This is a genomic window from Bacteroidales bacterium, from assembly GCA_035299085.1.
Lineage (GTDB): Bacteria > Bacteroidota > Bacteroidia > Bacteroidales > UBA10428 > UBA5072.
The window spans coordinates 19,996-43,692 of sequence record DATGXG010000060.1; the positions used below are offsets into that span (position 1 = coordinate 19,996).

17 protein-coding genes are annotated in these 23,697 nt (G+C 43.1%); 8 read left to right on the top strand and 9 right to left on the bottom strand.

The window, feature by feature from the left end; translation table 11 throughout:
- Window positions 1-4: 4 nt before the first annotated feature.
- The gene (locus tag VK179_20190; protein ID HLO61081.1) at window positions 5-1,993 is read right to left on the bottom strand and encodes a right-handed parallel beta-helix repeat-containing protein; all 1,989 of its coding nucleotides are present in this window, start codon (window positions 1,991-1,993) and stop codon (window positions 5-7) included.
- Window positions 1,994-2,249: 256 nt separating this feature from the next.
- Here VK179_20190 and VK179_20195 point away from each other — a divergent pair, with 256 nt between their 5' ends.
- The 4 genes from VK179_20195 (at window position 2,250) to VK179_20210 (ending at window position 10,889) form a co-directional block, all read left to right on the top strand.
- Complete coding sequence (locus VK179_20195) at window positions 2,250-3,104, top strand: hypothetical protein (GenBank protein ID HLO61082.1); 855 nt, start codon at window positions 2,250-2,252, stop codon at window positions 3,102-3,104.
- Between the two features lie 215 nt (window positions 3,105-3,319).
- Window positions 3,320-6,544, top strand: a complete 3,225-nt coding sequence (locus tag VK179_20200; GenBank protein HLO61083.1) for a TonB-dependent receptor — start codon at window positions 3,320-3,322, stop codon at window positions 6,542-6,544.
- Between the two features lie 28 nt (window positions 6,545-6,572).
- Window positions 6,573-8,438: a RagB/SusD family nutrient uptake outer membrane protein gene (locus VK179_20205; protein HLO61084.1), complete on the top strand. Its 1,866-nt coding sequence runs from the start codon at window positions 6,573-6,575 to the stop codon at window positions 8,436-8,438.
- A gap of 438 nt (window positions 8,439-8,876) precedes the next feature.
- A complete protein-coding gene (locus VK179_20210) occupies window positions 8,877-10,889 on the top strand; it encodes a glycoside hydrolase family 97 protein (protein HLO61085.1) in 2,013 nt (670 codons plus the stop codon).
- Window positions 10,890-10,956: 67 nt separating this feature from the next.
- Here the strand turns inward: VK179_20210 and VK179_20215 are convergent, their stop codons facing one another.
- Window positions 10,957-12,465 (bottom strand): ThuA domain-containing protein, encoded by a 1,509-nt coding sequence (locus VK179_20215; GenBank protein HLO61086.1) that lies wholly within the window; start codon window positions 12,463-12,465, stop codon window positions 10,957-10,959.
- 139 nt (window positions 12,466-12,604) lie between these two features.
- On the opposite strand from VK179_20215, the gene VK179_20220 reads away from it, so the two are divergent.
- From VK179_20220 to gshAB, 3 genes are read left to right on the top strand one after another with little or no spacing between them, the layout of a single operon-like run.
- On the top strand, window positions 12,605-13,063 hold the full coding sequence (locus tag VK179_20220; GenBank protein HLO61087.1) for a MarR family winged helix-turn-helix transcriptional regulator: 459 nt from the start codon (window positions 12,605-12,607) through the stop codon (window positions 13,061-13,063).
- 11 nt (window positions 13,064-13,074) lie between these two features.
- On the top strand, window positions 13,075-14,469 hold the full coding sequence (locus VK179_20225) for an MATE family efflux transporter (protein ID HLO61088.1): 1,395 nt from the start codon (window positions 13,075-13,077) through the stop codon (window positions 14,467-14,469).
- Window positions 14,470-14,476: 7 nt separating this feature from the next.
- Window positions 14,477-16,795: a bifunctional glutamate--cysteine ligase GshA/glutathione synthetase GshB gene (gene gshAB / locus VK179_20230; protein ID HLO61089.1), complete on the top strand. Its 2,319-nt coding sequence runs from the start codon at window positions 14,477-14,479 to the stop codon at window positions 16,793-16,795.
- 96 nt (window positions 16,796-16,891) lie between these two features.
- Here the strand turns inward: gshAB and VK179_20235 are convergent, their stop codons facing one another.
- The 7 genes from VK179_20235 to VK179_20265 form a co-directional block, all read right to left on the bottom strand.
- On the bottom strand, window positions 16,892-17,644 hold the full coding sequence (locus VK179_20235) for a hypothetical protein (GenBank protein HLO61090.1): 753 nt from the start codon (window positions 17,642-17,644) through the stop codon (window positions 16,892-16,894).
- Window positions 17,645-17,763: 119 nt separating this feature from the next.
- Window positions 17,764-18,216: a hypothetical protein gene (locus tag VK179_20240; protein HLO61091.1), complete on the bottom strand. Its 453-nt coding sequence runs from the start codon at window positions 18,214-18,216 to the stop codon at window positions 17,764-17,766.
- Between the two features lie 197 nt (window positions 18,217-18,413).
- Complete coding sequence (locus VK179_20245) at window positions 18,414-19,337, bottom strand: hypothetical protein (GenBank protein ID HLO61092.1); 924 nt, start codon at window positions 19,335-19,337, stop codon at window positions 18,414-18,416.
- Window positions 19,338-19,344: 7 nt separating this feature from the next.
- Window positions 19,345-20,262 carry a hypothetical protein gene (locus VK179_20250; GenBank protein ID HLO61093.1) on the bottom strand — a complete coding sequence of 306 codons (918 nt, stop codon included), beginning with the start codon at window positions 20,260-20,262 and terminating at the stop codon, window positions 19,345-19,347.
- A gap of 20 nt (window positions 20,263-20,282) precedes the next feature.
- A complete protein-coding gene (locus VK179_20255) occupies window positions 20,283-20,495 on the bottom strand; it encodes a helix-turn-helix transcriptional regulator (protein ID HLO61094.1) in 213 nt (70 codons plus the stop codon).
- A 69-nt stretch (window positions 20,496-20,564) separates the two neighbouring features.
- Window positions 20,565-21,644 (bottom strand): serine hydrolase, encoded by a 1,080-nt coding sequence (locus VK179_20260; GenBank protein HLO61095.1) that lies wholly within the window; start codon window positions 21,642-21,644, stop codon window positions 20,565-20,567.
- Window positions 21,641-22,387, bottom strand: a complete 747-nt coding sequence (locus tag VK179_20265; GenBank protein ID HLO61096.1) for a hypothetical protein — start codon at window positions 22,385-22,387, stop codon at window positions 21,641-21,643. Before VK179_20265 ends, VK179_20260 begins: the two co-directional genes overlap by 4 nt.
- Before the next feature lie 385 nt (window positions 22,388-22,772).
- On the opposite strand from VK179_20265, the gene VK179_20270 reads away from it, so the two are divergent.
- A complete protein-coding gene (locus tag VK179_20270; protein ID HLO61097.1) occupies window positions 22,773-23,600 on the top strand; it encodes a tetratricopeptide repeat protein in 828 nt (275 codons plus the stop codon).
- Window positions 23,601-23,697: the final 97 nt, after the last annotated feature.

The following is a 23,697-nucleotide window of genomic DNA, read 5'->3' on the forward strand; positions in this document are numbered from 1 at the left end:
ATTATCAGTCACCAGTTACTAAAACTTTCATACCCCTACCCTCATCCCAACTCACCACATATACTCCGGGTTTCAGGTTATGCACGGTTGCTATGTCTTTATGAATCTTAGCCTGGTAAACCTTTTCCCCTTTTATAGTATACACCGATACACTTTTATTCTGAAGGCCTGAAATAACAAGATCTCCGTCGCGGATAAAGGACAGGATGCCGGGGGTTCCGGGCATCTGCTCCATTCCTGTAAATTCACAATCCTCATCAAAAGCGAATGAAACAGGTTTGGTGTTGGTGGCTGAAGAAGCACCGATCCTGTTGTACATCATGTTGCAATAAGCACCACTGCCTTTTGAATTATAAAAATAAATTCCGTACCGGCCGGTTCCATCAATATGGATGTCTTTCAAAAAAAGATTCTGTATGTTTTTTGAACCACTGCCAATAAATATTGCATCATTTTTTGAATCATAAAGATCAATGTTAAAAATCCTGAAATTCATAATGTCATATTGGCTGCTGCTGTTAATATGCAATGCTCCCTGCTGATTGCCCCACAGATCGCCGCTTACACCTACCGATCCGGCTGATACACCGCCTTTATAAACCGAAATATCATAGAATTCACTGAATCCGTCACTGCTGAACGGCATCCCCGGAAAATCGGATGTAATGCGAAACCCGGCCTCCATCGGGTCACGGATAACAATATTATATGCCTTATTTTGTTTGCCGCCGAAAAACCCAAGTCCCGATGCCCTCCAGTTGTTTTCGCTTGTGCTGTAACGGTAAACAATATTCTCACACAACCCGGTTCCGCGCGACCATGAAGCCATATCATCATCGCCGTTATTGCGGTAACTGCAATGTTCCGCCACCGAATTCTTGCTTCCGTATGCAAGGTTCATCCCATCAGCGTAATTATTCCTGAACCGGCATTGCTGGATATTCAGGTTATCAGAACCTTCTATCCACCCGCCGCATTCGAAATGTTCAATCCACAGGTTCTTAATCACCGAATTCGATCCGAAGCTTCCCATCAGTCCTTTCCCTACCTGGTAAACCGGATCATTGTTGTAATACCTTTTATTATTAATGGTGTTCAGGTACATTCCTTCCACGGTGATCTCACTGCTGTACGTTTCAATCCCCCGCTTGTTGTAAGTGCTCTTGATATCGGACGAAGCAGAGAAAAAGATTTCAGTGTACCACATCCCCGCGCCGATGATCTTTGTTCTGTTACCATTAATTACAATCCTGCCATCCACATCATATTTCCCTTCCGGTATAAAGATTGTTTTGCCTGCGTTTTCAGCAATAAATGTTTGCAGCTTGCCACTTTCAGGAGTGTACATCACCTTGTTTTCCCCGGGTACTGATTCGAATGTCAACGCATCTGGTATTTTTTCAAGTTCAATGAAATCAATTGTATATGGAGCATTATTGTTGTCGGCTTTAACCAGTCTGATGGAAGCATTTTCAGCAATGACCCGGTTAAGCCTGAAATGCTTCTCATCGAAGCGCATCCTGGGGAATTTCAGGTTTACATTGGGTAAATTATCCGGATACTTGCTGCCGGATTTTAAGATATACTGCCATGCCCAGTAAGACGAAAGCGTTATCGTTTGTATAGAATCGCCGTCAACATATAAAATGAGATTACCGGAGGTTCCCATTCCTATTGAATCATCCGGCAGTGAAAACCGTATGGTTAGTCCGTCAGCCGCCCTGTCGCTTGTCCATTCAATATAGGAATCCTTATTTACAAGGTTTGTAGCAGACTGGTTAGATGCTTCACTTTGAACAGTGCGCTGATCGTATGAAGGTTCAAGAATGATCCCATCGGTTATACATTTCTCCTGTTCGGCCTCATACCGTACATAATCACGATCGTAATATCCCCGCTGGTTGGCATCATCCGGAAAAGACAGGCCTTGAGCCTGTACTCCGGTTATACAAAACCCGATAAGAAAAGTAAGGATGAGATTTTTTCTTTTCATGTGAAATACAATTTCTGATTACTGAAGGTGAAACTACAAATTGATTCCGAATAATGTATTCCTGCCCACTTCCGGAGAAGGTGTTTTTAGCGCAAAACAGACGTTTTTAATCTATATTTTTTGCCGGGTTTTAATTTTTTTTATATTGATTTACTGGTTGTTACGTTTAAAAAACATCTAGATTTTCGGGGAAATTCTCTTTACAGGTTTCTCTCTCCTTTACCTTTGATTCATTGTTAAACTAACTCGAAACACTATGAAAAAATCTACTCTGTTATTGCTTTCCTTTTTAATGATTGCTGCCTTTACCCAGGCGCAAAACACCCTGAATAACCCAAAAGACGGTGCCGGTCATTACATCGTTAAGTGGGATTGTGCTGCCAATGCATTTGCCGATACAAATGACTTTGAAGCCGATGAAACCTTTATTTTTGCGGTAGACGTTACAGGAACCGGATGGGAAGAATGGTTACAGGAGACGCCTACATCCACTGAACCAGGTGCCACCCGGGCCCTGGCTATAAACAAATGGACAAATTTCGGCGATGTAAGCGGTGGAACCAACCGTTTAAAGCATATTGAAGGGAACATCTATGGTGCTACCTGGAATATTGTTCAAATGGCCACTACAATGAATGTTGCATCAGCGACTGGACTTGACTCAGTTGTATTCATTTATGGACAGGTATTTGGTTATGAGTATTCGGATGGAAATCCAACAGCAGATGGTGGAAACAAGTGGTGGATGTGGCCTGCCTCAATACCAGGGGGAACTCAAATTGACCCGGGTGCCGGAACCGGTGCCATTTTCAAAACTGTTCCTTATACAGGTACAAAAACAAGCGATGAATTCTTTAGTGATGATTATGAAGGTGGATTGTTCTTTTCAAACAATACACCCGAAAAAGGATACACTTTACCCTGTGCACAGTTTGTAACCGCTGTTCCGGACGTAATTGTGCCTGCAGCCAAGGTCATTGGTCATGAATATTATAATGTTATGGGTCAACGACTTCCGAAAGAGCCGCTCGAAGGAATTTACTTCGATAAAATGCTGAAAGACGACGGTACTTTTGACGTGGTTAAAAAACTCTATTTCAGAGAAAAATAGATTGTTCGTAAAGGTGGTTCAAATAAAGCTGGTACCTGGGCGTAGTTTCAAACTACGCCCTGCCTTTCACTAAACGGACTGTGCCAGGTGAAGTCTCTGACTTCGTCTATACGTAAATAATAACATAATAATGAAGTTCCGTTCAGACGAAGTTGAAAACTTCGCCTGGCATTTCAGTCCAAACTTTTAAATCAAAAATCGATTACAAAAATTCTATGAAACAACTGAAGTCAATTGTTTCCCGCATAATTATTGCCTTGTTATTGCTTTCAGGCGCCCGTAGTTATGGTCAGCAGAATATAACAATAACAGGAAATGTTGTCGACAACAATAATGTTACGATTGAAGGCGCCACGGTATCCTATTCTGTTTCAGGCAAAATCGCCGGGGGATCGTTAACCGACAAAAACGGGAATTTCAAACTATCCGCGCCTGCCGGAAGTATTCTCAAAGTCTCATTTATAGGATATACAACCTATGAGGATACAATATCCGCTGCCAAAAATACATATAGCGTAATTCTGAAAGAGGAACTTCAATCGCTTGATGAAGTAGTGGTTGTAGGTTACGGCACACAAAAAAGATCCGAATTGACCGGATCCATTTCATCGGTAAGCGCTAAGGAAGTCAAGGATTTCTCATCGAAGAGCCTTGCTGAATCTTTAAGCGGCCTTGCCGCAGGGGTGCAGGTTACCAAAAGCGACGGGATGCCCGGAGGCGCTTCAGACATCATTATCCGCGGTGCAGGTTCACTGAACGGTATGGCTCCCCTGTATGTGGTTGACGGGGTTCCGCAGGAAGCCGGGTTTAGTTTCAATATGCGTGATGTGGCTTCAGTTGAGATTTTAAAAGATGCCGGTTCTGCAGCAATCTACGGCTCAAGGGCTGCGGGCGGTGTCATCCTGATCACAACCCATAAGGGCAAATCAGGTGAAAAAACAACAATCAATGCCAATGGCCGCTTTGGTATACGAAGAATCTACACCAACATTGAATTGCTGGATACAAAGGAATGGATAAGGGCCCGTGATGCATTCGGAACTACCAACACTCTGGATATCCTGGGTGTATCCAATATTCAGGATCTGCCGAATACCAACTGGATGGATGTGATGTTCGGGTCAGGCACTGAACAGGAATACAATTTCTCGGTTACCTCAGGTTCCGAATCCACCAATTTCTTCCTGTCTGCCGGCTACCTGGGTGAAAAAGGAGTATACCTCGATACAAGGGCAGACCGGTATTCATTCAGGAACAATATCGAACACAAATTCAATAAACACCTGACAATCGGAGAATCGGTTTACGGAAGCTCTGTAAAGACTAATCCTGCAATCAGCTCATCCATTTATAATCACACAATTCCTTTCAGGACAGTGCCTGTATCCCAGGTTTACGACACCGACGGTAATTTTGCCATGACCAATGCCAAAGTGGGTAGCGGACCTAACTTTGTGGCCCTTGAAGATGCCTTTCATGTTTTTAACGACAACAACTATTCCCTGAATGCCCAGGCTTTCATGAACATTCATTTTATTGAAGGCCTCGATTTGAAAATAACCGGATCGGGTGAATTTATGGGATTCTCAAAGAATACATTCACTGAATACCGCGATTTTGGTCCCGTGGAAGTTAGCCCCCAGCGCCTCGAAGCCTATGCGGGCACACTGCAAAACCTTATGTTCAATTCGGTATTCACGTATGAAAAGAAATTTAACAATCACAGCCTGAAACTTATGGCCGGCGCTGAATACTGGAAACTCGACGGGTATAACCTCGGGGTTACGGCCTACAAATTTTCAATACCTGTTGCGCAGAGTATTGCCCTTTCATCGGCAGGCCCTACCAAAGATGCGTACGACAACATACCCATTGAACGTCGCGGATCGTTCTTCGGCCGTATTAATTACAGCTACCTCGACAAATACCTTCTGACCGCAAACTTCAGGTCAGATGCGTCCGACCGGTTTGTTGGCAAAAATCGCTGGGGCTACTTTCCATCCGTTAACGTAGGGTGGAAGCTCAGCGATGAGGAATTTATGAAAGACCTCACCGGCAGCTGGCTTGAATATGCCAAGATACGTGGAAGCTGGGGTTTGCTGGGTAACGATGCCAGTGTACCACAATTTATGTATGCCTCCACCTGGTCGGGCACAGGAATCAGCCATTCATTTGACGGCACGTCCACACAACAGTCCGGTTACTGGCTGGCTGTTTTTGGCAACCGGAACCTCAAATGGGAGGAAATTGAACAGGTGGATGCCGGACTCGACCTGTATTTCCTGGATAACCGCCTGTCGTTTACATACGATTACTACAACAGGCAGACAAAAGATATGCTTTATCGCGGCGACCTTCCCCTGTCGGGTGGAATGAGCTATTACTTCAGCAGCGATGACCCCGCCAATACCGTTCCTGTGTATTTCAACGCCGGACTGGTGGTGAACCAGGGGCATGAAATTTCTTTAGGCTGGAAGAACAAGAAAGGCAAGTTTTCATACAGCATCAACGCCAATGCATCCTTCAATTCAAACCTGGTAAAACAGGTAGGTGACCAGCCGGGAGCGACCCCCATTGATGAAGGACTTGACAACACGTGGAGCCTGTTGTCGCGTACACAGGATGGCCACGCCATGAGCTTGTTCTACGGGTATAAATCCCTTGGAATTTTCCAGAGCCAGGAACAGGTTGATGAGTATAATTTAAAAGCCCTTAATGCCTGGAAGGCGCAGAATCCGGGTCATACAAGCTTTGACCCTATAACAGGACAACCTCTTAACGCAGATGGTCAGCCGATTGGTATTTATTACCAGAAAATGCAAACCGGCGTGGGCGACCTGATTTTCGACGATAAAGGCCAGGGAAGGGTAACTCCTACGTCACGGCAATTCATAGGGAACCCATGGCCGAAAATGACCTTCGGGATGAATATCAACCTTGAATACAAAAACGTGGATCTGAGTGCGGTTTTCCAGGGTGCTTTCGGATTTGATATCATGAACCTCGTAAAGCCCTATACCCAGATGTTCAGCTCAGACAATACAACGGCAGATATCTTTAAAACCTCCTGTTTCGGAAAGGATAACAACAAGGTGACGGATTATCCGCGTGTAGGCTTTGTGGATGAAAACGGCTCTTTCATTGCCGATGGCGCGGCCAATAAAAATTATTCCACCGTATCCTCCTATATGGTTGAAAAAGGAGATTACCTGAAACTGAAAAACCTGTCGTTCGGGTATACCCTTCCTGCAGGGATCAGTCAGAAAGCCGGTGTACAGAAAGTAAGAGTGTATGTCACCGTTCAGAATGTTTTCACCATTACCGGTTATACCGGAATTGATCCTGAAATCGGCGGGAATGTCCTGATGCGCGGTGTCGATCATCAGAACCGGTACTTACCGTCCAGGCTAATGTCTGTAGGACTTGACCTGACTTTATAATACAAACTGTTAAAGAAAACATGGCATCATGAAAAATGCACTTAAAATATTGCTGATTACGGCAACCATTCTCACATCGGCAGGATGTGCCGATTTCTTTGATATTTCCGATCCGAAAACCCTTTCGACTGACAATTTCCCGGCTACGCTGGACCAGGTTGACCTGGTACTTACATCCTCCTATGCCGGGGCATATAGCATCGGGCTATACAGCTTTTACTGGTTCCCGATGGGCATTTACCTTTTCGATCATACTACAAACACCTATGGTTCTTATGATGAAAGGGGATCCAGTATGGACAATTATACCAACATCGACAGCCGCTACACCACTCAAATGTATGTGGACCTTTGTAAATGGGCAAACCTGTCGACAACGGCCCTCGAAGCTATTAATAACTACAGGGAAACGGCCCCATCAGGTGAACAGGAAGAGCTCAGTTACATGACCGGGCAGGCACTCTTCAACCGTGCGCTGGCGTATTGGCACAGCCAGATCTTTTTTGAAACGGATCCTGCTGGCCTTGGTTTCCCGATCTTTGACAAGGTCGCCACCGATCTCCAGGGCATGAAACGGCCCAGGGCTACTGTTACGGATACCTGGCAATTTGTGATCCAAGATCTTGAAACAGCGGTGCCGCTGCTGACCGGGTATGATGACCCGAACCGGGCATCGGAGTGGGCGGCCAAAGGACTATTGGTTAAAGTTTACATGCAGTCGCTTTACATCTTCCCAGAAAATAAAACAAAATGCAAGGCGCTTATGGAAGACATTTTCCAGAACAGCGGAAAGCAGCTGGCATCGCCGGATGTGTACAAGGATATGTTTTACGGAAACGAAGAAAACGAATTCAATTCCGAATCCCTGTATGAACTGGGCATGACCACCAACTGGAACCAGAGCGGTCCGTGGGCGGGCTATACAACAGGCAGCGGCATGCCCATGGTTATGGCACCCTGGTACATGGATCTTTACGTCCGTTTCAGGGCCGGCGTGGAAGGCGCCGTGGATCCATTAACCAAACCCTATGATGTGATTACCACAAAGAAAAGCAGTGAATGGGGAAACAATTTTATCCATGATGCCAACATAAGACGCTTCGGGTTTGCAGGGATAGATGGGGACACCATGCCCAGGCGAACCCTGAATCCGGATTTTTTATCCAATCTGCCACGGTCGCTTCACAATTATCCATACATCACATCCGATCCGGATTACCGGGATAAGTGCCTTGCTTTAAAGAATAATAAAGACCTTGTTGATCCCCGCCTGATGCTTTGCGCAGGTCAACCTTACGTGGATACCTACATAAACGAAAAAGGCGATACAACCTATTATGACCGGTCGCACGAGGTAAATAACCGGCCTGACCTGCTGACATGGCAGCACCGGAAATTCACAAACATCAGGGGTGTTGAAATGGGACCGGCTGAAACACGCGGCAAGAACCAGAGCAGTGATGCCAATTATCCGATTATCAGGCTGGCCGATATCTACCTGCTGTACGCAGAACTCATAAAAGATGAAGATCCGGCCCTGGCCCTTGAATATATCAACAAGGTTCACAGGAGGGCATACGGTTATTCTCCCGATGCAGCTTGTCCGTATGACTATACAAGCCTGACGGATCGAACAAGAACATTTGATGAGAATGATCCACTTGCACATGATGTACTGAAATACGAACGCTGGGCGGAGCTGTTTGCCGAAGGGCAATGGTGGTGGGATGTAAGAAGATGGAAGATCGGGCCTTCTGAAGCCGGTTATTACAAGGAAACACGCCATGGCAGCATAACATGGACCGGTGATGCCTCATACGTTCAGCCCATTCCACAGCTCGAACTGGAAAGGAATGAGAATATGAAGCAGTCTCAGGGCTATCCGGGGCTGTAGTCGGTTCGTCATTGCGAGGAACCCCGTTCGTCTAAGGCTCTGCCTTAGTCGAACATATCTCATCAGGCTCCGCCTGATTAAAATTGATTCATTCAGGCACAGCCTGAAAAAATATATCCGACCGAGGTAGAACCTCGGCCGAACGGGGTTAAAATTGATTCATTCAGGCACAGCCTGAAAAAATATATCCGGCCGAGGTAGAACCTCGGCCGAACAGAGATTTCGATTTGGATTTTTAGTTAGTTTTTAGGAATAGTGAATAATTAGTGGCTGCCAGGCGTAGTTCGCTTCTACGCCTGGCTTTGGTTCTTGATGTGCCAGGCGAAGTCTGTGACTTCGTCTTTACGTGACTGATAGTATTACCTATTAGTGTACTTTACTTGATGGCTAGTTTGTAACTACGGTTTTATAAATGGATTAATATTAAGAATAACATACATGAAACAAAGTTTTTTTGCCCTCTCCTGCCTGTTCATCCTTTCAGCGTTGATTTTATCATGCAGCACCAAACCTTTAGCCGTATATTCACCCGACAAAACCATAAAAGTCAGTTTTACCCTTGTTGATGGCCAGCCGCAGTATTCGGTTTCCAAAAATGATAAGATGGTGATCAATCCTTCAGCCATGGGTTTCATAAGGCGGCAGCAGACCGGCGATAACACCCGGTACAAATTGCTCAGGGTCGAAACCGATTCGGCTTATGAAAAATGGGAACAGCCCTGGGGAGAGTTCAGGTATGTTGAAGACAGGCATAATGAGCTCAGGGTGCTTTTACAGGAATCCGGTGCGAAAAAGAGTCTGCTGGCTATACATTTCCGTGTATTCAATGACGGTATCGGATTCCGGTATTCTTTCCCGCAACAAAACCAACCGGATTCCGTGGTAATCCTCGATGAACTTACTGAATTTACGTTTCCCGAAGATCACCAGGTCTGGTGGATCCCTGTGCATTCAGAAAACAGTTACTATGAAAGCCTGTATCGCAAAACCCGCATCAGTGATACGGATACAATCAATACGCCGGCTACATTTGAAACAAAAGACGGACTATACCTGGCCATTCATGAAGCCAATCTTACTGATTTTGCATCGATGACCCTGAGAAAAACAGGAGATACACAATTTACAAGCGAACTGGTACCCTGGTCAAACGGGGTTAAAGTGTACGCAAAAACACCTTTTGTAAGTCCCTGGCGGACTATTGTCATCGGCGAAAAACCCGGCAACCTGGTTACATCAACCCTTATGCTGAACCTGAATGAACCCTGCAGGCTTGATGATATCTCTTGGATCCAGCCAACCAAATATATCGGCATCTGGTGGGGCATGCACCTGAATAAATACACCTGGGCGCAGGGACCAAAGCACGGGGCAACCACTGAAAATGTGAAGAAGTACATCGATTTTGCGAGCGAGAACGGCTTCGGAGCGGTACTCGTTGAAGGATGGAATGAAGGCTGGGATGGCAACTGGTCGGAAGATGGTTCGAAATTCAGTTTTACAGAAAGCTATCCGGATTTTGATTTGGGAAAAGTCACCTCGTATGGCGTATTGAAAAATGTAAGACTGACAGGCCATCATGAAACCGGTGGTGCTGTGGCCAATTATGAAAAGCAAATGGAGGATGCGTTTGCATTATATCAGAAATATGGCGTGAACACAGTAAAGACAGGGTATGTGAACAAACGCCTCGATGGAAAGGAATGGCATGACGGGCAGTATGGGGTAAGGCATTACAGGAAAGTGATCGAAACGGCGGCTAAATACAACATCATGATCGACAATCATGAACCGGTTAAGGGAACGGGGTTGCAGCGCACATACCCCAATTTCATGACGCAGGAAGGGGGCCGGGGACAGGAATGGGATGCGTGGTCGACCGACGGCGGAAATCCTCCCTCGCATACCACCATTCTTCCATTTACAAGGATGCTGGCAGGACCCTTCGATTTTACACCGGGAACTTTTGATTTCAATTATATTGTAAATAAAGGAACACGGGTTAACACCACACTGGCCAAACAGCTCGCGTTATATGTGATTATTTTCAGTCCGCTACAGATGGCTTCAGATCTGCCTGAGAATTATGCAGATAATCCTGCTTTTAAATTTCTCAAAGATGTTCCCTGCAACTGGTCGGATACCAGGGTGCTGGATGCGGAGATCGGGAAGTATGTCACGATGGCCCGGAAAGACAGAAACAGTGAAGAATGGTATATCGGGAGCATCACCAATGAAGAAGCAAGAAACCTGAAAATTGACCTTGGTTTCCTTACAGACAGCCTGGAATACAAAGCCGAGATCTATGCTGACGGTGCAGGGGCAAATTATAAAACCAACCCGGATCCTGTTGCTGTTTCCACAAGGGTAGTAAATTCACAAACGCAACTCGATCTGGGCCTGGCCGCCGGTGGCGGTGCTGCAATAAGGCTCTTACCGGTACAAAGATGAAATCCAATTACACTGAGTTTCACAGGGGTATCACTGAGTTTCACAGAGCAAAGATGGCTATTCGGTGTTACCTCAGAAACGGATTCCCATTTTTATTCCTGCTCACCACCCACCGGAAAGCATTTACAAACAACAGTTTCTGTGTGGCATCGGTAAATTCGTCATCTCCATGCCCCATGTTCAGGTAAATCATCCGGTAATTCCGGTTCGTCCACACGACAGGCCAATCACCGAAACTCACTACATCCTTAATGCCTATCGGATAATTGTCGGGTGACAAGGAAAGCAGTACTTCCACATCCGGGTTCTTCCTGGGACTCGGATCCCACTGGTACCATTCACTTTCGGGGGCTATAAACGAGCCCGGCAAATTTTTGGTGACCGGATGTGTGCCATTATCCATACTCAGCTTGGCCGGTTGCGGTGGCCAGTTGTTGCAATAAAAAACGCCTCCGCCCATGAAATTGACAAACCATGGCCAGTGAGTATCCTTGTCGTTGTAAGCGGCTGCGTGAAATCCCATCCATCCTCCGCCGTTTTCCATGTATTGCTGAAAGGCATCACGCTCTTCCTGTGCCGAAGGTGCATTGTTCAGCATCACAACGATATCATATTCTTTTAGCTTTTCATATGTATAACCTGCAAGGGTTTTTGTCACATCCAGATTATAACCCTCACCATAGCTCAGCCTGTGGAAAAATTCAACACCCTGTTCGGCAAAAATACGATGGGCCTCTTCGACCTCTTCACTGTAATACACCAGGGCTTTGAACCTCGGGGCGCTGGCGTAATTCGCAGAATAGGGAATATTGTCAGGGTCACCGGCAGATGCCCATCGAATGGCATTGGAAAACATGAGCGAAAAATCTTTGGATTCGAAAAGCTTCTGGCTATGTCCCATTAAGAAATACACATTCCTTGCGGCTTTATGGGGATTCGTCCAGATGACAGGGTGATCACCCATTTTGATACCGGATGCCGGTGTGTACGTCGATTCGTCCACATTGGCCAGTACATGCACATTGGGTCGGGGACTCCGGTCAAAGGTGTACCATTCGTCATCAGGGATTGTAAACGACGCGCTGACGCCTTTCATCACAGGATGTGTTGCATCTTCAATCCTGACTACCCCATCGGCTTTGGCAGCAATATAATTATCGAAGCGGATTCCTCCCATAAAATCGGAGAACCAGTGCCACATGGGGTAGCCATCAAACTCTCCGAGCAGTGTGGCATGGTGAAAACCAATCCATCCTCCGCGTCCTTCATCAATGTAACGGATAAAAGCTTTTTCGGCGTCCCTGGTCCATGAATAAGGAGGGTAATCCAATTGGATGATCAGTTTAAACCCCGAGAGGTATTCGTCATTTATTTCCTTTGTAGCATTGATTTCAGTAAACTCAACATTCAGTTCTTTTGATTTCTCCGTAAGCCATTTCAGCGCCGCATCGGTAAACCCGCCATGCTGCCCTCCCCGCTCGGTCAACACAAGGATTTTACAGGAAGGTGCGGCTGAAATGATAGCACTTGCACAAAGAAAAACCAGTAACATCAAAACTTTGAAAGCCTTTTTCATACTTGTGATTTTGAATTCTAAAAATAGCATTTTTCCGAGGAATGGATATTCATTGCAGTTAGAAGAAAATCCCCGAAATTTCATTTTTTCATAAAATTTAGTTGTATATTGCAACTGTTTTAAAATACAACTTAATTTTATGTCACAATCAGATAACCAGCCGGTTAAAGAATTCAGAAGGCTCCTGCGCCGCTTCGAAAGGGAGTTATTCATGCAGAACAGCGAGTCGTGTTGTAACGGGGTGACCCTTGCCCAGTGCCACACGCTATTGGAGATTGAGGACAAAGGCAAAGAATCGCTTACTGAACTATCTAAAACATTAGGCCTTGATAAAAGCACTATAAGCAGGACCGTGGACGGGCTTGTGAATATCGGCCTCGTTAACCGGTCCATTCCAGCCGAAAACAGGCGCATGGCAACACTTCAGCTAACGGAATCGGGGGAAAACATTTGTCACACCATTAACTGTTCAAACGACAGGTATTTTGAAAAGACTCTTGAAGTGCTGTCTGACAAGGAAACCGGCGAATTAATCCGGCTGATGACCCTTGTGATTAACCGCATGATCGAATTGCGAACAAAAGGATCTGCAGATTAACTAAACAGGTAATGTATTCAAGTGATTACCGGATTAATACCAGCCTGAAACAGTTGGTTCAATTGGCTCTGCCGGTCATAGCCACTTCATTCATGTCGATGGCCTATAATTTTATCAATATGATATTTGTTGGCCGGCTTGGAAGTGATGCTGTTGCTGCGGTTGGTTCTGCCGGATTCTTTATGAATTTAAGCTGGGGAATTTCTTCGCTTCTGACAGTAGGTGCCGGCATTAAAGTATCCCATTCAATAGGTGAAAAAAATATCCAGCTCTCGCGAAGTTATGTAAGGAGCGGACTCCAGGTAATTATTCTGATTGCCGTCTTCTATTATCTCATCCTGGTTGCTGCCTCAAAGCACCTGATTCATGTCATCGGGCTGAATAATCCCCAAATTGAAGATTCTGCTGCGGAATACCTGGTAATAATCGGGTTAAATATCCTGTTCAACTTTCAGAATTTGTTCTTTACCAGCGTCTTCATTGGTTATGGAGACAGCAAAACATCGTTTCGAATCAATTCAACCGCGGTGGTATTGAATATGATTCTTGATCCTGTATTAATTTTTATTGCCGGATTGGGAATAAAAGGTGCTGCCATAGGTACCGTTTTATCCCAGGCCGTCGCCACCGTTCTTTTTTACCGAAAGCTTTTCCAAAGGCCTGAATTAAACCCGCGAGGTGTGGCTTTTAGGAATGACCTCCTGAAAAAAATCTTCATGCTGGGAATCAGTCCTACCATACAACGGGTATCTTTTACAATCATTGCCATAAGCATGGCCCGGATAATCAGCGGATGGGGCCCGGCCGCCATAGCCGTTCAAAAAGTAGGCATACAAATTGAAGCCATCTCCTATATGACAGCCGGAGGTTTTATGTCCGCCCTGTCTTCAATCTCAGGGAAAGCTTATGGAGCCCGAAATTTTGACAAGCAATGGAGGGTGTTTTGTGCCGGGATGGTGTTGGCAGTAATAATCGGACTCTTTACTTCAATGATCCTGATCGCTTTCCCAGGGACCTTGTTTTCACTATTTCTGAACGATGCAAAAAGCCTTTCCATGGGTCGTGAATATCTTGTAATTCTGGGGTATTCCCAATTATTCATGTGCCTTGAGCTGATGGCCACCGGCGCTTTCTTTGGCTGGGGAAAAACTAACATTCCCGCCATTACAGGAATAACATTGACCTTATTAAGAATTCCCATGGCCCTTGCCTTTATTCATTTCTGGCGTCACTCCCTGTCCTCTGTGTGGTGGAGCATCAGCATCAGCAGCATGGCCAAAGGAATTATTCTTGTCGCATTATTCATTTTCCTTTTTAAATATTTTATCAGGAATCAACAATCTTTCTCATATGAAACCAAACTGCTGCACAGCGGATCCACTAATCCGAAGTCCGAAAAAAATTAAAACTGAAATGCAAAAAACCGAAAATTCAATAATAGCTGATGATCTCCAATTATCGGTTTCACAGGTTAAGGGAAATAGTTGGCTGGAAGGATTATTCGGTATAGAAAAAGAAAATTTACGGGTCGATCCGATGGGAAACCTGGCACTTACACCACATCCAAAAGTTTTTGGCGATAAGTTAAAGCATCCTTTTATTAGTACGGATTTTTCTGAAAGTCAGATTGAAATGAGAACCCCGCCTTTGCCGGATATTCATCAGGTGATGGGATTTCTTCAAACCATTCATGATATTGTGAGCGTTGAACTGAATGAAGAATACTTATGGCCCCAGAGCATCCCGCCGGTTTTACCGGATAGTGAGAAAATACCTGTTGCCCGGTATGATGAAGAAGGGAAGGAAGCACAGGCATACAGGGAATTTCTTGCCCGAAAATATGGTCCGAAGAACCAGATGTTTTCCGGAATTCATTTCAATTTCTCATTAAGCGACAGGTTGCTGGATATGCTCTATAAAAACAGCCATTCTGATGTTTCACCGGATGAATTTAAAGATATGATATATTTAAAAGCCATCCGGCAATTGCTGAGGTATCGATGGTTATATGTGCTTCTTTACGGAAACAGCCCGGTTGTTGATGCATCCATGGAGCTTTCCTGTAAACTTGATCCGGGCAAAGTTGACCATCATGTCATCGGACTTTCCATCCGGAACAGCTGCTTCGGCTATCAGAATCTGGGCACCCTGTATCCCGATTATTCAACGGTTCCGGATTACTTAAAAAGTGTGGAACGGATGATTTCAGAAGGAAAGCTTGCCTCGCCAAAGGAATTGTATGCACCGGTCCGTCCAAAATTTACCGGTAATGATTCCCATATTTCTTATATCGAAATCAGGTTTGTGGATATTGATCCTTTAGAAAGGACCGGGATCAAAGAAGAAGCGCTTCGGTTTTTGCATGCACTTACCTTGTTTGGAATTTTAACCGATGAACCCGGCGAATTTGACAAACCAGCCCAGGCGTTGGCAAATTTACAGTATGGCAAGGTTTCGCTTTACGGACTTGATCCTTCTTTAATCATACATGAGCAAAACGGAAAGTCAATTGATAGTTGGGCAGATGCGAAATTGCTGATCCAATCGATCCGGACAACATTCGGGAATGCACACATCACTGATGCCAATTATTTCAATGCAATTGACACCGCGTATAACCTGGCCTGCAATCCTGGAAAGAGGCCTGTATTTGATGTGCTGGAAGGTATATTGAAAATAGGTTATATCCCGTTTCATTTACAACTGGCGGCAAAATACCTTGATGATAGTAAAAACCACAGTTATACATTTTCAGGATTTACCGGCCTTGAATTATCAACGCAGCTCTTGTTGCGGGAGGGAATCAAAAGAGGTGTAAATTTTGAAATTCTTGACCTGAAGGAAAACTTTGTCCGATTCAGAAAGGGTGATCATATTCAATATGTAAAACAGGCAACGAAAACTTCACTTGATGACTATGCCAGCATATTGGCCATGGAGAATAAAATGATCACAAAACAGATTCTGCAGGAGAATGGAGTGAGGACGCCCGAAGGAAATGCTTACACGGATGCCGGCAAAGCAAAAGCCGATTTCAGTTATTACCGGGGAAGAGCGATAGTGGTAAAACCCAACCAGACCAATTTCGGAATCGGGATCACTATTCTGAAGAAAAACCAGGATCAGGAAGTATATAACAGGGCCGTCGACATTGCTTTTGAGAAGGACAATACCATACTCATTGAAGAATTCATCGGGGGCAAAGAATTCAGAATCTTTGTTATCAATGACGAGGTGGTGGGTATCTTGCATCGTGTACCGGCCAATGTTAAGGGGGATGGAAAATCGACCATTCGCGAACTTGTAGGCCTTAAAAACCTGGATCCGTTAAGGGGCAAAGGATATGTAACTCCATTGGAAAAGATTCAGCTTGGTGAAGCAGAAACTATGTTCCTGGCTTTGCAGCAGAAGGATTTTGATTACATTCCTGCAATCAATGAGACAGTTTTTCTGCGCGAGAATTCAAATATAAGCACAGGAGGTGACAGCATTGATTATACTGATGAAATACCAGAATCGTATAAAAAGATTGCGGTTAAAGCAGCCCGGGCGCTGAAAGTTAAGATAACGGGACTGGATATGATTATAAAGGATTATACTCTTGAGGCAACTGAAGATAATTATGCCATCATAGAACTAAACTTTAATCCGGCTATCCATATTCATTGTCATCCCTATATCGGGAAAAACAGGAAACTCAATGAGAAATTAATGGATGCCCTGGGATATTAGATCGGGCTACGAGATATGCCACACCACCCACCAGAAAGCAACGCGGGGATCGACCCGTTAATTCTCATATACCGCAGCTGCGTGTCGGAAATTGTTTTAAATGTTTCCTTCTGTAGTAAAAAAGTTCTTTATTGAGTCCTGTTTCAGCAGGGTTCGGATGTATTCATCAACTTCAGATTCTGTTAAAACAGGACCTTTGATTTGTTTTGATCTTACAGAGCCGTCAGTTTGAGGAGCTATCAATATGGTTCTTCCATATTTTAAATTGAAGAGTCGCATATTAATAATGGCAAATTCTTCCCTGAATGCCGTCAGAAAAGCTACATAATCTATCTGGTCTTTTTTTGTCTTAAAGAAACCCTGTCCTATATAATCCGGGTTATTTCTTGAAATAATCTGAACACCGGCATGTGTAAAATTAACGCTATCCACAAAATCAGTCAGTACAACAATAACAAAGAAAATCTCATTTTCTTTGTTACCTAAATATTGCTCATTTAACGTATTGCTATTTACAAGAAAGTAGGAATATAAGAGTGTTTTACCATTGGTTTTTATTCCTTGTATCAGGTTTCCTCCGCTCCCAATGCCTTTGAATGAATTCTGACCTAAAAGTTCATATTTGGGAACCGGAAAGGCCCCGTAAGTAATCGGTTCGGATTTTGTTTCCCGGTTTCTGTCCAGGTCCCTGGTCAATAGTTCCTGATTCCAGGTGGTAGAATCCTCCCTGTTTTCAAGATATTTAATCTCTTTTTCATTATTCCATGCCGTAGTATTTTGGCCCATGCATACCAAATAGATATTAAAGAGGCAAAATATGGAAAGAATTGTTTTGAATTGGTAATTCATTGGTTTCAATTTTTGTTTTTACAAATGAGATAATGCCTTTATTACAGGTGCATAAAATAAAAAGGCGACCTGCAGAGAGGACGCCTTCTTTACATGAACGGACTACTATAACAACATTTCTATAGCGAACTATAAGTAATGCCGAATTCCTTGCATGTGTTCTGCAATCCCCGTTCATCCAGTTGCAGGTAATAGGAAGTTCCCTTGTACAAATAGTACCGGGCTGTTTCTCCCGTCCAATCCATACTTTTTAAGGTAAGCTTGTAGAGAGTGAGGTCATTCCAGGTTTTCTTGAATTCCATGAAAACCTTCTGGTCCGTCGGCTTATTGTCTTCATACAATAAGAGTTTGGTGTAAATCTTTCCATCCTTTGAAAAGGAATTGATGTCATTGTAACTGTAATCTACAGTTTTTCCGTCTTCAAGAATGACTGTGGCTTTGGTAATTCCGAGGTTAATCTGCTTACAATCGATTTTCCCATCATCGGTTTCGAGCCAGTTGGTACCCAGGGTGTTGGCAAAACCGGTAACACATAAGAAAAGAACAGTTGAAAAAATTAAAGTTTTTTTCATGGCCAGGTCCTCCATTTTATTAATGTAAAAAATCGACCATAAAACGTGCCATTACATATATCTATCTGATTTTTAGAACATTTAATGCTTTTTAAATTACACAGTTTTGTTTATTTTCGGACGATATATGTCCGATTACGGACATATTGATCTGCATTTAAAAATAACGCCCCGCCCTCTTAAACCCCAGGCATGTATTAATTCCGCCTGAAATTATAAATAGAAAAGCATGAGAAGCTAAGCAGGATCATAAACAGGTAGAACATCATCCAGAGCACTGATATGGTTCCGGCAAAATTCAATTGAAAAAAAACTTTGCCGAAATGGAAATAGCAGTAAATAACCGGAACCACAATGATGGGCAGGCCAACTAATAACGCCGACATACCTGAGGCATAAATATCTCTTTTCTGTTTCTCATCAAACCACCCGGCCCTTTTATCGTGTATGTAACGAACAAGCCATAACAGTAAAACGGAAATATAGGGAAGTAATACAAAAAGATAGGGCAAAAGTCCGGCCGGACGTAAATGGTTATTAAAATGCAATTCCAACTGCATGTGCCTGAACTGCGAAAATTGTACAAAAACAATCAGCATGCACCAAAGGCTACACACTATCCCGATCATATTTAACGCAACAAAAAGTTGCTCCCTTGAAACACTTTTCGGTGCACTGTATTCTTGTCCCAGCCTGAGCAACCGAATGAAATAGAATAAAGCATACAGAAAAAATGAGACATTGATAAAATGAGAAATCCATACTATCCTTATTAATCCCATATACGGATATCCGTTAGTTATATCGTCTTCAATCTCATTCATCAGAATAAAGCCAGCCATGAGCACCACAAATGAAAGTATACCAAAAACTATCAGGATGATCTCTGCTGAGGTAAGCGATTTTGAATTTCGGAAACTGTTGACAGCAGAAAAGATGATGACGAGGTGGCTGAAGAAAAAGAGAATCAGCCCATATATGGCAATCCACATCAGTGTATCGTCCCTCATAATAAATTTGGGAAAATCAAGGTACATATACGTATTGTATCCCAGCCAGATAAGGCTTATGATGCATAAGACAACAGTAAGCCGTAATAAAAAGACAGGTTTTGTTTTCATGACTTAATTAGGCTCGTTTAAAGTTCAATAAAACAAATATCGAAAAAATCAAAAGGGTCGTGAATACATAAACAGGGAATGCAAGGACACCTGTAACGATATTTACCTGATGAATATTCATGAACATAAAAAACGACATTACAGGGATGGAAAATAACCATGTATATAAACCTGCCTTTGCCAGGTCGCTTTTCTGTTTTTCATCATAAACCGACCTGTCCTTTTTACAGGCAAGCCTGATAATCCAGAAAAGAATCATGGACAGATAGGGGAACATAAAAATCAGGCAGCACATAAATACCCAGTTTACATAAGAGGGAGATAATTTATGACTGTAAAAGCTCAGGTATTTATAAGCATACCAGGTAAACATCAGACCGATTACACCGCTTATGATACCGATGTACTGGGTAATTTCGAAAATATATTCATTTGATTGTGAATCCGTGCTTACTGCATACTTTAGATTTCGCATGCCCCGAATAACAAAAACCATTGCACTGATGCAGAATATCAGGTTAACGATCATGAAACTGTGGGTATACTTCCACTCAAAGTCCGCATTGTAGCCTCCCAAATAAAACTCTTCGTAATATTCGTTCATAAGGATACCCTGCACGAGGAAACCACAAAATGCAACAGTTCCAATTATGGAGAGAAGAATCCCGGCAATCCTGGATTTCAATGTCCGTTTATAAATCAGGTAGGCAGAAATCCAGACAGCCATGCAGAGCAGCAACTGCGCAAAGAATTCCTCTCGTAACGGATTGTACCAGGTTTCTATCGCGGGCGTTTTTGCTTTAAGATTTTTAAGGATGAAAAAATTATAACATTGACCGGCCATACATATGAACAGAAGCACGACAGTGACGGATAAAACACCCGACAACAAGGGGCTTTTTGGATGCTTTGATTCTGTTTCCATGGTTGTAAAATAGAATAGGGTTACTCAGGTATATTCTTGATATAGAATACTTCTTCGACGTTTTTACCAAAAAACCGGGCAATTTTAAAAGCCAGCAAGGCAGAAGGAATAAATTTACCTTTCTCAATAGCATAAATCGTTTGGCGGGTAACTCCGATTTCGTTGGCCAATTCTTCCTGTGACATTTCGTTATGCTCAAACCGACATTTACGGATCGTATTGCCTAGTTCCATATGTAAAGTATAATTGTACAAATGTAATGTTTATTTTACATTATGTCAATTATTTTTTACAAATATTTTTCAGTTGCAGATTGAAATGATGTGTTCCACCACACCAAAATTATAGCTGAATGACAATTGATATTCTCCCTGGATAAGGGGTTCTGCAATAATTACAACAATCAGCGTCTTCTCCGGAACAATGCAAACCAGCTGTCCGCCGTGTCCCATCATCATTACCCAATTGCGCCTTGCATCCAGCCTCCAGAAATAGCCAAACTGGGTGCCATACACATTCTGCTCCCGTACCTGGGTCATTTCCCTGATCCATTCGCGGGATACAATCTGCTGACCTTTGTATGAGCCGCTGTCGAGCACCAGTTGACCGAATTTGCCCAGTTCCCGGGGAGTTGTAAATATACCATGGCCGCCAAGAGTGTACCCGTCGCGATAGCAATCCCATTTCAGATATTTTATCGCCAGCGGATCAAAAAGCACTTCCCTTGCCCAGTCCGATGTCTTTTGCCCGGCCTGTTTTTGAATGCAGATAGCCATGAGATGGGCATCGCAGTCCTTGTACATCGCTTTGGTTCCGGGTTTATCGGCCATAGGAAGATCAAGAATGTATTCCAGGAGGCTGGAAGGTTTCTGCTGAAGCAACACAAAGTTGTTTCCTTTCATACCCTCATTCTGAAAATCAATTCCTGATTTCATGGTCAGCAAATGCTGAATGGTTATTCCGGTTTTGTCTTTATGAAGGTTGACTTCAGGGATGTATCTTTTGATTGAATCGGTTACACTGTTAAAAAGTCCGTGTTCAATGGCAATGCCGGTAAGCAGACTGATTACCTGTTTTGTACAACTTTGAACCAGGATGGGGTTTGTGATATCATGGTCATCTTTGGTATAACTTTCAGCCAGCAGCTTACCGTTTCTGAAAACCAGGAGACTCCGTACCTGCCAGGTGTCCTTCCGGTTATGAAAATCTTCATATATGCCGGTGAGTTTTTCACCATTCAACCCTTCCGCTTCAGGTGTTGATATATCCCATCCATCATGTAAATCTTTCGGCTCGTAGCTGACAAACGGCTTTTTGAACTCTTCTTCTTTTAAGCAGGATAACACCGAAAAAAACATCAATAAAAGGATTGAATATTTCATAACCTGCCAGGTTTTGAATGAATGGTAAGTTTTATCCCGATATCCAGGCGGGTCCAGTCAGGATCGGGCCTGTAATTTTTATAATCCACAAGGCACGATAAATGAATCCTTTGCGTTTTTAGCGAAGTAAAGCCTGCTTCAATATGAATGACCTGGTATGCGTTGAATGCAGTGAGCCGCATGTCCTTATGCAAATCTCTCATGGCGTCCTTGAAACCTATATCAAAAAACAGTGCATCAAAATCATCCGGTGTGCGTGAAGTAAAGCCGAAGAGGGTGCTTTGGCATTTTACGAAAAGAATTCTTTTTGTAAATGATTTCCGAAAATCAAGGCATATGCCGGCGCTGTAAGTTGAAAACCAGAAACCGTGTCCGGCCTGCAGGTCAGGATAAAATTCATAATTGTAATCTGAAATAAAACAGGGACCTATTCCCAATTGACGATCCAGGTTAACCAGGAAATTAAAATGTATGGGTGACAGGTGAAAATCATAACACGATCCCTTTTCTGACAATAATCCGATTCCCAACTGAGATTCCAGCTGATACCGGACAAATTCTTTATTCCATTGCCAGCTTCTGCCATATTGCAATTGTGGTCCATTGAAAACAAATCCGTAATTCATACTTTCCCTGACCTGGCTGTAATTCATGATGAAATATTGTTCATGAATTCTGAGGGACTGCGATTTGAGCAATGATGAAAAACAAAGAAGAATAAAGAGGATCAAATATCGGTTCATCCGGTGACCTTTTGAATAGGACAGATTCAGTATGCGTTTACCCTATGCGAATTAGGTTGCAATCATTTCCGAACAGCACCAGAGGTGCGACATTATGGTAGAATTTATGTATTTGCGATACTCCAAGCATCAGAGGTGCGACATTATGGTAGAAATTATGTATTTGTGATACTCCAAGCACCGTAGGTGCGACATTATGGTAAATAAAATCTATTTCATAGACCTTACATTCATTCCTGGGATAATGATCTTAAATAATACATTTTTCCGAGGAATTGATATCTTTATAATACAGTGGAAATCCGCAAAAAATAAAACACAAATGCAATCCCAAAAACTCTTTAGAATTAAAGAAGTAATAAAACTTTTCTTAATCTTCTTTCCGTTGAATGTATTTTCTCAGACAGACAATGTTGAATTGCAACGAATGTATGATGAAGACCAGCGTTCAAGAATGAATAATAATATTGACTGGTCGGTTTTAATTAACCAGGACAAAGAAAGGGAAAAACGGGTATATGAAATGATAAACCAGGGACTGATTATTACAGGTAAGGACTATTACAATTCTGCTATGATTTTTCAGCACGGAAGCGATACCATTGCTTCCACTATGGCAGTAAAACATATGAGAAAAGCCATAGAATTGGACCCTTCAATGAATAAATGGTTGCTCGCTGCAGCGATTGACAGGGACTTAATGCGAAGGCATAAGCCGCAGATATACGGAACCCAGTATATAAAAAACAATGGCGAAAAATGGAAACGGTATACCATTGACACTACACAGGTAACCGATGAAGAACGCAGGTATTATAACGTGGAAACCCTGGCTGATCAACGCGAAAAGGAACGTGTTTTGAACCTGGTACCGGTTTCTGAATTTTATTCAACATCCGGCTCAATAAGTGAAACCATAGATTTGATAAAATCAGAGAACAGCAAAGGAATTAATTCAATTTACAACACCGCTGAAAACGGGCTCAATGATTTTGGTTATGAATTGCTCAATTCCAATAAAGAAAAGGAAGCATTGCAAATCTTTATATTGAACACAGAATTGTATCCGAATGCGTTTAATGCGTTTGACAGTTTGGGTGAATGTCTAATGAAAATGGGTAAGAAAGAAGAAGGAATAAAAGCCTATAAAAAATCCCTGGAACTGAATCCGGGAAATGAAAATGCAAAGAGAATCATTAATGGAGAAAAATAAATGCCTGCCTTATCCGATTATAATTCCATTGGTATAAAGTATGACAAGATAAAGGCCGATTTGTAACCTTACAATAAATCAGTCGTCATATCTGAAA

Coding starts and splice junctions, on each gene's coding strand:
- VK179_20190 (HLO61081.1), bottom strand. CDS start 1,993: ATGAAAAGAAAAAATCTCATCCTTACTTTTCTTATCGGGTTTTGTATA.
- VK179_20195 (HLO61082.1), top strand. CDS start 2,250: ATGAAAAAATCTACTCTGTTATTGCTTTCCTTTTTAATGATTGCTGCC.
- VK179_20200 (HLO61083.1), top strand. CDS start 3,320: ATGAAACAACTGAAGTCAATTGTTTCCCGCATAATTATTGCCTTGTTA.
- VK179_20205 (HLO61084.1), top strand. CDS start 6,573: ATGAAAAATGCACTTAAAATATTGCTGATTACGGCAACCATTCTCACA.
- VK179_20210 (HLO61085.1), top strand. CDS start 8,877: ATGAAACAAAGTTTTTTTGCCCTCTCCTGCCTGTTCATCCTTTCAGCG.
- VK179_20215 (HLO61086.1), bottom strand. CDS start 12,465: ATGAAAAAGGCTTTCAAAGTTTTGATGTTACTGGTTTTTCTTTGTGCA.
- VK179_20220 (HLO61087.1), top strand. CDS start 12,605: ATGTCACAATCAGATAACCAGCCGGTTAAAGAATTCAGAAGGCTCCTG.
- VK179_20225 (HLO61088.1), top strand. CDS start 13,075: ATGTATTCAAGTGATTACCGGATTAATACCAGCCTGAAACAGTTGGTT.
- gshAB (HLO61089.1), top strand. CDS start 14,477: ATGCAAAAAACCGAAAATTCAATAATAGCTGATGATCTCCAATTATCG.
- VK179_20235 (HLO61090.1), bottom strand. CDS start 17,644: ATGAATTACCAATTCAAAACAATTCTTTCCATATTTTGCCTCTTTAAT.
- VK179_20240 (HLO61091.1), bottom strand. CDS start 18,216: ATGAAAAAAACTTTAATTTTTTCAACTGTTCTTTTCTTATGTGTTACC.
- VK179_20245 (HLO61092.1), bottom strand. CDS start 19,337: ATGAAAACAAAACCTGTCTTTTTATTACGGCTTACTGTTGTCTTATGC.
- VK179_20250 (HLO61093.1), bottom strand. CDS start 20,262: ATGGAAACAGAATCAAAGCATCCAAAAAGCCCCTTGTTGTCGGGTGTT.
- VK179_20255 (HLO61094.1), bottom strand. CDS start 20,495: ATGGAACTAGGCAATACGATCCGTAAATGTCGGTTTGAGCATAACGAA.
- VK179_20260 (HLO61095.1), bottom strand. CDS start 21,644: ATGAAATATTCAATCCTTTTATTGATGTTTTTTTCGGTGTTATCCTGC.
- VK179_20265 (HLO61096.1), bottom strand. CDS start 22,387: ATGAACCGATATTTGATCCTCTTTATTCTTCTTTGTTTTTCATCATTG.